General features: G+C 64.7%; 7 protein-coding genes. 3 read left to right on the top strand and 4 right to left on the bottom strand.

What is annotated here, in order from left to right:
• Positions 1 to 18: 18 nt before the first annotated feature.
• Entirely contained in the window at positions 19 to 2,934 is a 2,916-nt protein-coding gene (locus RUR_RS35270) for a helix-turn-helix transcriptional regulator (protein WP_283139569.1), read from the bottom strand.
• Between the two features lie 298 nt (positions 2,935 to 3,232).
• Positions 3,233 to 6,385 (bottom strand): AfsR/SARP family transcriptional regulator, encoded by a 3,153-nt coding sequence (locus tag RUR_RS35265; protein ID WP_283139568.1) that lies wholly within the window; start codon positions 6,383 to 6,385, stop codon positions 3,233 to 3,235.
• Between the two features lie 227 nt (positions 6,386 to 6,612).
• On the opposite strand from RUR_RS35265, the gene RUR_RS35260 reads away from it, so the two are divergent.
• The 3 genes from RUR_RS35260 to RUR_RS35250 all read left to right on the top strand — a co-directional run bounded on the left by RUR_RS35260 (position 6,613) and on the right by RUR_RS35250 (position 8,999).
• The gene (locus tag RUR_RS35260; RefSeq protein WP_283139567.1) at positions 6,613 to 6,855 is read left to right on the top strand and encodes a hypothetical protein; all 243 of its coding nucleotides are present in this window, start codon (positions 6,613 to 6,615) and stop codon (positions 6,853 to 6,855) included.
• Between the two features lie 546 nt (positions 6,856 to 7,401).
• Complete coding sequence (locus RUR_RS35255) at positions 7,402 to 8,598, top strand: hypothetical protein (protein WP_283139566.1); 1,197 nt, start codon at positions 7,402 to 7,404, stop codon at positions 8,596 to 8,598.
• Positions 8,595 to 8,999: a hypothetical protein gene (locus RUR_RS35250; RefSeq protein WP_283139565.1), complete on the top strand. Its 405-nt coding sequence runs from the start codon at positions 8,595 to 8,597 to the stop codon at positions 8,997 to 8,999. The genes RUR_RS35255 and RUR_RS35250 overlap by 4 nt, the downstream gene beginning before the upstream one ends.
• Here the strand turns inward: RUR_RS35250 and RUR_RS35245 are convergent.
• Positions 8,935 to 10,947: a tetratricopeptide repeat protein gene (locus tag RUR_RS35245; RefSeq protein WP_283139564.1), complete on the bottom strand. Its 2,013-nt coding sequence runs from the start codon at positions 10,945 to 10,947 to the stop codon at positions 8,935 to 8,937. The genes RUR_RS35250 and RUR_RS35245 overlap by 65 nt on opposite strands.
• 730 nt (positions 10,948 to 11,677) lie before the next feature.
• Complete coding sequence (locus RUR_RS35240; RefSeq protein ID WP_283139563.1) at positions 11,678 to 12,049, bottom strand: hypothetical protein; 372 nt, start codon at positions 12,047 to 12,049, stop codon at positions 11,678 to 11,680.
• Positions 12,050 to 12,062: the final 13 nt, after the last annotated feature.

The following is a 12,062-nucleotide window of genomic DNA, read 5'->3' as shown; positions in this document are numbered from 1 at the left end:
GGGATGCCCGCGACGGTCCTACGGCTGCCGGTTGAGCGCCGTGGCGACTCCGACTCGCGAAGTCACCCCTAGCTTCATGAAAACCCTGGACAGATGCGTCTCAACGGTTCGAACGCTGAGAAAAAGCCTCTTAGCGATCTGCTGGTTGGTGTTGCCCTCCGCCACCAGCTTGGCTATCTCCAGCTCCCTGGGCGAAAGCCCGTGCGGACCGTCGCCACGCGCCGACGGCACGTGCACCCGTACACCGAGACGCCGCTGCTCCCGTACGGCCTGCGCATGGAGTGTCCGGGCCCCGCAGCGGTCGAACATCTCCGTCGCCGAACGCAGATTCTCCCGGGCCCGGCCGGAGTCCCCGGCGTCCCGATAGGCGAGTCCCGCCGTGAACATGGCCCGACCGGCGTCGACGCGCCGCCCGTACGCGACGAACAGCTCGGAGGCCCGGACGGCGAGGCCTGCGGCTCCCACCGGATCACTCGCCCGGGTCGCGTGCGCCCGGGCCAGGGCCACGAGCCCGGAGTCGATCTCCAAGTCCGGGTGGGCGACCGATTCCGCCCGAGCCGCCCACCCCGCCGACGCGTCGGCTCTCCCCTGCGCCGCCTCGATGGAAGCCATCACCTCACAGCAGGCCACCAGGGTGCCCGGATCGAGGGACGGCGTGGACGCATCGCCGCAAAGATCAAGGATCACCTCCGCGCCCTCGTCCACCTGACCCGAGTTGATCAAAGCCGTCCCCCGTGCGTATCGGGCCATCCCCTGCCACCACTCGCCCCCGCCGACGCTCATCCGCACCGCCTCCGCCCCCGTCCCCAGCGCGGCCTCGTGATCACCCGCCCACGCCGCCGCCAGCGAATGCTGCGCCATCGCGAAGACCAGCGCCTCCCCGGAACGGAGGAGCCGAGCCACCTCCGCGGCCTCCTCGGCCGCGGTCAAGGCGTCCGACAAACGGCCTAGCCGAGTGAACGTGAGAGCCTGCCCGGCGAGAAGATAGGTCAGGATGTAGCTCTGCCCCGTACGGCGGGCCACGCTGAGGGTCCGGTCGAAGTGGCGGAGCGCGTCGTCGTACCGCCCCATCATCATCTCGGTGTAACAGAGCCAGACCACGGCGTCGAGCCACTCGGCGAGGTGCTCGTCACGTGCGGACGCCACCAGCCGATCGGCTGCCTCCAGATACCGTACGGCGTCCGCGATGCGGCCGGCCGCGTAGGCGGGCATCGGCCGTACCGCGGCGACCGCCACGATCAGTCCGGGCTCCCAGTCGTCGGCCTTGTCCGGCATGAGGTCGAGTACGGCCTGCGCGGCCCGGAAATCCACGCGCATCAAACTCTCGGCCACCAGCCGCATGCGCAGCTCTATGGCCGCCGGCGCGTGCGGATGCGGAATCTGGCGCAGTTCGTCGAGAAGTAGGGCACGCGCCTCATGCGGGTGACCGAGTTGCCGCTCCATGACCCCGCAGAGCCGCGCCACCCTGGCCCGCCTGGCGTAGTCCTCGGACGGCAGCAGGCGCAGCAGCTTGCGCGCCGTGTCCCTGCCCTCGGCGAGCCGACCGCTCACGCTCTGCGCTCTGGCGAGCTCCATGAGCAGCCCCAGCCGGGTCTCCCTTCCGACCAGGTCGTCCGGCATGAGGCGCAACGCCACCTTGAGCCAGTGCGCCGCCGTGGCCGGAGCCTGGGTGGCCACCGCTCGCGCCGCCTCGGTCAGCGTCGAGATCGCCCGCTGATCACCAAAGGATCCCGAGCGCTCCACGTGGTGTGCCTGCGCTATGGCGGGCGCGCCGAGAACGGCCAGCCGACGCGCTGTCCGTGCATGGGCGGCCAGGCGCCACCCCGCTGCGGCCGACTCGTACGCCGCCTGCCGGACCAGAGGGTGCCGGAATCTGAACCGCCCGGCCGGCGAGAACGGGCGGACGATGTCGCGGGCGACGAGTTCGTTGATCGCGTTGAGCGTGGACTCCTCGGACACCTCGGCCGCCACCGCGGCGAGCGCGGGCTCGAACTCGTCGGCGGTGACCGCGGCCGCCTGAGCCACCAGAAGCGCGCCGGACGACAGATCCCCCAGTTCGACGTGGAGTGCGGCGCGCACCGAGGAGGGCAGCTCGTCGACCCCGCGCTCACTCATCCGGGCCAGCGCCTCAAGGTAGAAGGGGTTGCCGCGACTCGCCTGGTACAGCTCCCTCCGCCGAGCCTGGCTCACCTGGGGACCGAGAAACTCGTCGACCTCCGACTGGGTGAGCGGTCCCACCCCGATCTCGAACGCGTGGCTGCCCGCCGCGTGCGCGAGGGCGCTCAGCCGGGGTGGAGCCTGGGCCGGCCGGTAGGCGACGGCCACCAGCAACGGGGCGCGGGGTGGGTGCCGGACCAGATAGTCGAGAAACTCAAGTGAGGTGTCGTCGGCCCAGTGCACGTCATCCAAGATCAGCGCAAGTCCGGACGGGTGGGAGATTCCATCGAGGAGTTGCCGGACCGCCCGATACGAGCGGTAGCGGACAAGCCCGGTCTGATCGAATCCGGCCGGAAGCGCCTCGGTGCCCGGCGCGGCGTGTGCCAGCGTGGGGAAGACCTCGGCGAGCAGGCTGAGCTGCGCCTGCCCCATGCTCGCCAGCAGGTCGGCGGAGCTCTCCTCCAGGTGGTCGTCGAGCGCGTCCACCACCGCGCTGAACGGCATCATCTGCTCGAACTCGGCGGCACGGCCCCACAGGGCGGTGACACTCCGACGACTCGCCTCGGCGACAAGCTCCTGCAGCAGCCGGGTCTTGCCCGCCCCGGGGTCGCCGACCAAGGTCACGAAACGGAACGCGCCGCTCGCCGTGGTCTCCAGCGCGCGACCGAAGACGTCCAACGCGGCGTGCCGCCCCACCAGCGGCGTGGGGGCGTGGGGAAATGCCTCATACCTGGTGTCAGTCATCGCGTCGACCGACTGAATCGCGGGATCCTCCATGCCTACACCCCACAGCGACGCGGAGACAGCAGCACATCATGATCATTGGCGCCAAGTTTCAGAGGTGAGAAACTTTACAGGTCACGTCGTGACGGAGACCGCCAATGTGGCGTAGCACTAAAGCGGACGACTGAACATCCTGTATTCAATCAAAATATGAGTCCTGCGTGCACTGGTTATTCGAGTACAAATCGGCATCCGACAGAGCAGGGGCGGGTAGGTTCCTTGATCGAAAAACTCGACGAGTCAACCTGGTTCCGTGACGCGCGAGCAGCCTATCTCCCAGTCGAGAAGAGTGTCACAAATCAGAAGAAATGTGCCGATTGTCCAGATTAGGCAATCGTTGGGGAATCGAGTCCTCCAGGCTCTGCAAGCGGATGTCGATCTCCTCCGCACGCTTCAAACCGAGCTCCCGGAACAGCACATGGGCCTGCCGAAGCGATATGCGGGCGGCCTCACGCCCCTCGCGCTGAGTGATCGCGTCAGCCATTCGCTCGTGAATCTGTGCCTCCTCATAGCGTCCGCCGATGCCACGCGCCAGCGACAATGCCTCCTCGTAGCCGCCGAGCGCGGACTCCAGCCGCCCGAGGGCCCGATCCACATCGGCGACGCCGATCAACGCGAGGATCTTCTCGTATCGATCACCGATCTCCTCGGCCAGGCGCAAGGCCTGCTGGAAGTGGACGAGCGCCTCCCTCTTGTACCCCATGTCGAGATAGGTCGTCCCGATACTGTGGAGCACATCGGCCTGGTTTCGTCGATCACCCAGATGCACGTACTCAGCTCTTGCCATGCGATACGCGGAGAGCGCCTCCTCATGTCGGCCCTTGTACTGACATATGTTGCCCACGTTGTTGTTGATGATGGCGATATTCTGCCGACCGGGGATCTTCTTAAAGATCTCCAGCGACTCCTCGTAGAGCCTCATCGCATGCCGATGATAGCCACGATGTCGCTGCATGTCGCCGGCGTTGTTCAGCGCCTTGGCATAGCCACGGATGTTCCCGATCTCGCGGTGAATCTCCAATACCATCTCTATGAGCTGCCAAGACTCCTGATAGAGGCCAAGATTCCAGTAGGCGAGCGCGCTGTGCCCTAAAGTGTCCGCCTCTCCCAAGCGGTTACTCAGCTCCCGGTGAATCGCCAGGGCATCCTCGTAGTACGCGAGGGCCTCGCGGAAATTACCGGAGGCCCATTTCACGATGCCCACACGATCCAGCACCAAGGCTTCCCCTGCCCGATCCTTGAGCGCTCTGTATATGGAGAGAGCATGACGGTTGTCACGAAGTGCGGCGTCGTGGTTCCCCAGCCGATACCGGATGAATCCCAGATCCACCAGGGCCTGGGCCTGGGCGCGACGATCGCCGAGCTCCTCGGCACACCGCACCGCCAGCCGATGCCCGGCCTCGGCGTCTCCCCAGTGCCCTTCGGTGTCCAGGTACTCCGCGATCGCGTGAACCAGTTCGACGCACTCCGAATGCCTCTCGTGGTCCGCGGCATATCTCGCGATCTCCAGGACGTTTCTCCACTCCTCATCCAGCCATCGCTTCGCGGCCTCCGAAGAGATCGGCTTGGCGGAGTGGACCGGCGGCCTACCTCGTTGCGGATAGAGAGCGCCGTCGGCACCGTCCACCACACGGAGGTAGTGGTCTATAAGACGTCTCATGGAGGATCTTTGAACGCTTAGCGATTCTTCGCGTAGTACACGCCTATGAAGATATTCGTAGATCACATCGTGGAATCGATAACTCTCAGGTCCTATCTCCTGCAGCAAGTGGTGCTTACCGATGGTGACGAGCAGGTCCCGAGTGGGACCGATATCCCGATTGATGAGGACCGACGCCATCTTTACCGAGAAGACTCTGCCCGGGCACAAACTCAAGAGGCGAACGACTTGCTGCTGAACCACGGTGAGATCCCGGTAGGAGAACTCGACGGCGGTCGACAGCACCTTCATCACTTCAGCCGGCAGCTCGTTCTCCCCTATGCCGCCGAGCCTGGTCGACTCGGTGATAGAGCCGATATGCGGTGCCAGCAGTCGAATCAGCAGCGGCAGACCCGAGCTGACCTCGACAACACGCCCGACCGCTCTGGACGTGCGGTGCCAGCCGGTCAGACGGGCGCACAGGTCACCGGCGTCCGCCGTCGGAAGACCGTCGAGGGGGAGATACGTCAGGCCGTCGGTTGCCTCCGCGTCCAACCGGACCCTGCTCGTGATCAGAATCAGGCTCGCCGTCGAACGGGTCAGAATCGGTCGTATCTGCTCCATGTCCGCGACGTCATCCAGGACCACCAGCATCCGGCGGTGGGTAATCTCCGCCTTCCACAGCGCCGATCGACCCTCCAGGGTCGCCGGTATGCGTGACGACCGCACGTTCAACATTCCCAGCAACATGGACAGCGCCGTCGCCGGCTCAAGCCGCGGAGCCTGCGGGTCGTGCGAACGCATGTCCAGATACAGGTTCGCATCCGGATATCGCATGGCGAGTCGGTGCGCGACATGGACGGCGAGAGCCGTCTTTCCGACACCGGGCATTCCATGGATCAGCACTGTTGAACCTGGTGAATCCATCGTTCCGGAGAGGCCTGCGATGACATCCACCTCGTTCGCACGCCCGGTGAATTCCCGAACGTCCTTGATCTGGGTATCAGGCTGCGAGGTCCCTTCCTGCCCCCGATATGCGGGTGTTACCGCCAAATCGGCGTCCTGCCGCAGAATCCTCTCGTACAGTTCGCTGATCAGCGGGCCCGGAGAAATCCCTTCGCTCACCCGGAGCGTGCGGCTCACCCGACGATAGAGCCCCAGCGCGTCCGAACGGCGACCGCACCGATACAGCGCGGTCATCAGGTGGGTCGCCACGGTTTCGTCCGCCGGCTGCTGCCGGTGCATCTCGTCGAGCTCGCCCATCACCTGGACATGGCGTCCCAATTCGAGTTCGAACTCGATGTATTTCAGTCGGACCTCGTGCAGCTCCGCCAGGTATCGCTCGCCGACGCCTGCCGCCCATGTCCCAGGCAGCCCGGCGAGCGGCTTACCACTCAGGAGCTCTTCAGCTTGACGGAGCCGTTCAACGGCTAGATTGAGGTCCCCCGTGTCTGCCACCGCATACGCCTGTTGCTTCAGGCTTTCAAACCTAAACAGGTCGACCGCTTCCTGATCGATCTCCAGGACGTAACTGCCTCCGTCACATGGAGGGATACGTATTCTTTCCCCTACGGCAGCACCCAGTCGGCTTCGAAGCCTCGATATATAGGTGTGGAGCGTCTCCCGGGCCTTTAAAGGCGGGCGATTATCCCAAATAAGTTCGATGATCTTATCTATGGTAACGGGGCGACCGCGAGCCAGAAGCAGAATGGCGAGGACACACTGCTCCCGTGGCGTTCCCAGGTGGTGCTTCCGCTCGGCGACATAGAGACCTAATCCAACCCCCGAGACAAACCTGAAGTTCATCTCTGCCCCTCTGCAGAGCCCTAACCCTATTCAGCTCATCCTTCGGACTCTCTCACGCCCCCTGGATTCCCGCCAGAACCCATACCAAAGAAGCCCGATTGAAAATTGCCAAACCAGCTAATGGCCAATCAGGAATCTTCCGTTCGCCATACTCACCAGAAGATCACAAAAGTTTACATATCACCCATACGCATAGAAACCAGAACCAGTAGGTATATAGTGCCCCAATGAAGCACAAAACCCTAGGTATAGCAGCAACGGCGCTGCTGGTACCTGTCTGCCTCCTCGCCTTCGCTGGCACAGCCAACGCTCAGGCAGCTGCGGACAGGCCACGCCTGACCAATAGCACCAGTAACACCAGCTTGCACACCCCATCAAGGCCGTCGGCCAACGACCGCTCGGTATTCATGATTCGAGCTGCGATCACCGTGATCAAGGCTTACACCAAGCTGGCCAGGCTCACCCACTGATCACATCGCTGGTACTCCAACTTCTTCGGGCACCCAATCGGGTGCCCGATTCTTAGAGATATGTGCATCTGAAACTCATAAGGTCGCTCAAACGAGACGAGTCGATTCCCACGTCCTGATCTCCATGGAGCGGGCTCTGAGGGACAGCCCAGAGAGGCTCGACATCAACAAGCCCTTGTGGATGGACCGGAGAAACGTCGATTCCGGGTCACGTCCCGAACCCGGCCTGCTGGATGTGCCCGCTTTGACCCGGAAACTCAGGCGGTCCCTCGCGGCCAGGGTGCCATGGGTTAAGCGGTCAGCCGCCCAGGCGGGCGACGATCATGGAGGTAAGATCCGGAACTTGGGTTGTTGGCTACGGAGATGCGTGTGGGCCCGTATCGGAGCCCGATGAAGAGTTGCAAGCATTCCGTCAAGCGCTCCGCAAGGGTTCCATCCAGGCTGCTTCCCCACGCTCGAACCAGGCCCGATCAGGGGTCGTTCGACGACGGTGAAGCGAGGATCACCATGATGTACGGAGATCAGAACGTTCAAGGTCCTTTTACGTTGGACGCGGCCAAAGGCGGGACACGCCGGGGCCTGCGCACGGTGCTGGGCGTTGCGCATCACGTGGCCGGGGTCACCCGGTTGCTCGATGTGCTGCCCCTCATCGAGGGCGACCCCAGGATTCACGTGGCGTACACCGTGCCCCCGAACTCGATCTTCACGGGGGGAACCGACCGGTTCCTGGACGACCTGGGAGCACACGTCATTCCCTGGAAGCAGGCCATACTGAGCCGGTTCGACCTGGCGGTCACCGCTGGACAGGGGCTGCTGCAGCAGCTCCATGCCCCGATCATGTCCCTCTCCCATGGGGCGGGACCCAACGTCTTCGCGCATCGCTGGGACGGCCCCGGGCTTTCCGCCGCCCTCTCCGTCAACAGCACGGTGACGCAGTCCCTCGTCTGCCACGGACGAGTGGTTCCATCCGCGATCATGCTGGGCCACGAGGAGCACCGTGCCGGATTGGCGCAAGTCTGCCCGGACGCACTCCCGGCAGCCGTCGTCGCAGGTGACCCCTGCTTCGATCGGATCACGGCCAGCATCGGGCAGCGCACCCGCTATCGGCAGGCGCTGGGCGTCGACCCGGAACATCGGCTCGTGGTCGTCACCTCCACCTGGGGGATGACGTCGACCCTCGGCAGCCTTCCCGCCGGCTTTCTCACCCGCCTGGCCGCGGAGCTCCCCCGGGAGGCGTACCGGATCGTGGGGGTCATCCACCCCAACTTCTGGACGTGGCACGGCCGGCGGCAGGTGCGTTCCTGGCACGCCGAATGCGAACGCGCCGGTGTCCTCCTGCTTCCCCCGGAGGAGGGCTGGCGAGCCGCCTTGGTGGCCGCGGACGCGCTCATCGGCGACCACGGGTCGGTGACCTGCTACGGGGCCGCACTGGGCGTTCCCACCCTCTTGGCCTCGTTCCCGGCCGAGAGGGTCGTACCCGGGTCGGTGCTCGAGTGCCTCGGTGGGCTCGCTCCGCGTCTGGGTCTCGACCGGGATCTGGCATCCCAGCTCGATTCGGCGATGAGGGAATGGTCTCCCGACGGCTCCGAGCTGCTGCGCGGACGGCTTACCTCCGTACCGGGGCAGTCCGCCGAGATCATTCGGGCTGAGATGTATCGACTCATCGGGCTGGCCGAACCCACGCTCCCTGCCGAGACCCGGGTCGTCCCCAGACCGGTCCCGTTCCGGGACGTGATCGCATGACGGCGGTCTGGGTCCGTGCGGTCGTCTCCTCGCCGGGCATGGCGTCGGTCCTGATCGACGAGCATCTCCGCACCGACCTTCAGGACCAGGCGTGGCTGCCCTTAGCGGATGTGATCGTGGTACGGGATCACTCCCCCGGCGTCAATGCCTGGACCTTGCTCGCGGAGGTGTTTCTCCGGCATCCGGGATGCCTGGTCGCCGCGGTCGACTGCCGCCGGACCCGTGTTGTGGGGACCCGAGACGGTTGGGTGACGGTCATCCGGGAACCCGACTCCGGCCGGGCGGCCTCCGCCGTACACGCTTGGACGGTGGCCGGGGGAGAGCTGACGAATCGGGTCACGGTGGAGGCAACGTGGCCAGTAGTTTCCGAGCGGTCTCCGCTTCAGGCGCGTCGAGCGTGAGGAAGATCTCCAGAGCCTTCTCGAGGTGAGGCCTGGCGGCCGAGTGGTCGCCCAGGGTGGTGACGGCATCGGCCATAAGCATGCGGGCAACGGCGTGCTTATGGTCGGCACCCATGTGAGTGGTGATCCGCATCGCCTCGGTGATGAAGCCGACCGAAGCCTCGGGACGTCCGGCCGACAGGTGGGCACGCGCTAGCGCGATCAGGCTTCCGGCACGGTTGTAATCGTCCCCGGTTTCGGCGAAGTAGTCCCGCGCGGGCAGCAGGTGACGTACGGCCTCCTCGAAGTCTCCGGCCGCCCGGTAGGCGTCGCCCAAGCTCATCGAGGCGATCGCGGCTCCACGGTGCTGCGAGATCCTCTTATAGATCGACTGTGCTCGCCGGAAGTAGTCGATCGCTTGCTCCGGCCGTTCCAGGCCCAGGTGCGCCGTACCGAGCCGTTCCAGGGCTAGGGCCTCCCCGAGTGGGCGGCCTCCGGCGCGTTCTCGCTCCGCCATCGGTTCGCAGAGCTCGACGACGCGGGAGAAGCGATGGAGATTGAGGAAGGCTGATGCGAGAGCTCCCGCCATGCGGGACTCCGCACGCTCGTCCTGGCACCGCCGCGCCGAAGCCAGACCGAGTTCATGGGTCTTCACCCATTGCCGGTAGTACTTGCGGTGTACGAAAAGGCCCCAGAGTGACTCACAGAGCTGCCAGACATACTCGTCGAGCCCGTTTTCTTCTGCTTCATACAGAACCGCAAGCAAATTGGGTAGTTCGACTTCCAGCCAGTCGAGGGCTTCGGCCACGGTGCCGAAAGCCGACCGCTCGCGTTTGAGCTCCGCGTACACGGTCCCCAAGTGCCATCGGCCGGGTATCACCACCAAGTCGGCTGCGGCTGCGCTGCGCAGGTACCACCTGGTGAGGCGGATGATTCCTTTGCGGCGTTCGTCGGAGCTCTCCGATTCGGCTTTGTCGGCGGCGTGCAGGCGAAGGAGATCGTGGAAGCTGAAACGCTCCTCGCTCGGACTTTCCTGGACCAGGCTGGCACCACTGAGATGATCGAGCATCTGTGCCGCGTCGTCCTCGTCGACGCCCGCTACGGCGGCGGCGGCTCCCAGCCCGAAGTCGGGGCCCGGATGGAGCCCGAGCCGACGGTAGAACGCCGCCTGCTCGTCGGACAACCCGTGGTACGAAAGGTCGAACACCGCCTGCAATGAGATGTCGCCCTCAACGCTGAGCATCGCGAGCCGTCTCGTGGCGTCACGAAGCTCCCCGACGGCCCGCTTGATCGGCCAATTGGGGCGCAGCGCCAGACGAGCGGCGGCCGCGCACACCGCGATGGGTAGATTGCCGCACAGTTTTACCAGGGAACGAGCGGCCTCGGGCTCACGACTCGTCCGTTCGCTGTCCAGCATCCGATCGAGGAGCGCCAGCGCATCGGCGCCCTCGAACGGGGCGACCTCCAGGAATCTCGCCCCGTCCACGGTGAGCCCGGAGAGCCGTGCCCGGGTGGTCACCACCACGAGGTTCGGACCTGGACCGGGCAGGGTCGCGCGGACCTGGGCGGCGGAGATCGCGTTCTCGATCAGAATGATCAAACGTTTGCCTGTGGTCAGGGAGCGGAACATGGTCAGCCGCTCGTCCGGCGTCCGCGGGATTCGGTCCGGTGCCACGCCCAACGCGCGCAGGTGTCGCTCCAGCACCTCATCTGGATGGATCACTTCTGCCGCCGAGGGTGCGGAGCCACGGAGGTCGACATAGAGCTGGCCGTCCCGGTAGTCGTCCCGGATGTCGTGCAACCAGCGAAGTGCCAGGGAAGTCTTACCCACGCCGCCCAGACCGCTGAGCACGATGAGAGTCGACCGGCCTCCCTGTTCACCCAGGAATCGGGTCAGCTCGGTCAGCTCGTTCTTGCGATTGGTGAAGACTGCGGGAGCCGGTCCCAGTTGGGCGGGAATCGGAGTCACCGCTGTGCTGCCCAGGGTGAGCCGAATTCCTCCGTAGACCGCCCCCGCTTGGAGTGCCGGGCCGGCTACCGTCCCACTGATCTGATAGGTCCCTAGGTCGCCATCGGTGACGCTGAGCTCATCTCGTTCGCTCGGTTCCACCAATACCAACCCCACCCCACAGCCCTAAAATCAGTCGATAATGCCATTAAATACGATACTTATTGTGCTGAAAAGTTCCATGAGGCTTCTCCAAGAAATGGCCATCCTAATCATACGGTAGCGGACCTCTACTATTCACACTGCGGATGCGATTGATGCCATATTTATGACTATGTCCGATCAGTGATGCCCGCACCCCACGCGCCATGGTGACCTGGTCAGATACATCGGATACACGGGCTCTTGCCGACAATGAGGACCTGGAGCACCAACCGCCCGAATATTGCCAATAGTAATGACCGATTACCTGATGCATGTCGGAGACATACGTGGCAATTGGTAGACCAGCTCGCCGTACTGACAGGGACAACGCACCCAACATGGGTCTCAGTCCTGGAGACCCACTCCTTGCCGGGCCGAAAGCTCCCTTTCACGCAGAAGATCCTGCCCAGGCGGACAGGATCTTCCGAGTCGGCGACTTACCGGGATCGCCCCTCCCGTCATACAGGGTTATGCGATCCGACATCAGACCCGCCTGGGACCTGTACGGCCCCAGGCGGGTCTGATTCCGAACCCCGGGCGGATCCGGTCAGCTGACCGTGGCGCAGATGACGAAGACGCTGATCCCGACATCGCGGTAGCCAGGCTGGCGGCCGATGCCGATCCAGCCCCTGCCGTCGTCGGTGGGGAAGGAGCCGACCAGGACCGCTTCGTTGCCCTGTGCCTCGGCACCTCCCCCGATGGCCCGCTTACCGGCCGGGCACCACACCGTACGGCGCTGGAAGTTGGGAACATTGGCGTTCGGAAGCTTGATGAGCTGGTAGTCGGTGAAGTTCGCAGCCTGCTGAGGAGCAGCGATGGGTGCCACCTGCGACTGAGGAGCCGCCGCCCCCATCGTGACGAACCCGGTGCCGCCGATGAGCGCGGTCAGTGCGAGCGTCCTAAGCCACCGTGATTGCATGTGCCCTCCTTGT

This window comes from Rhizohabitans arisaemae, from assembly GCF_025996515.1.
Classification (GTDB): Bacteria; Actinomycetota; Actinomycetes; order Streptosporangiales; family Streptosporangiaceae; genus Rhizohabitans; species Rhizohabitans arisaemae.
Note: the sequence above shows the minus strand (reverse complement) of the source record. Positions and strands in the feature narration are given on the sequence as shown.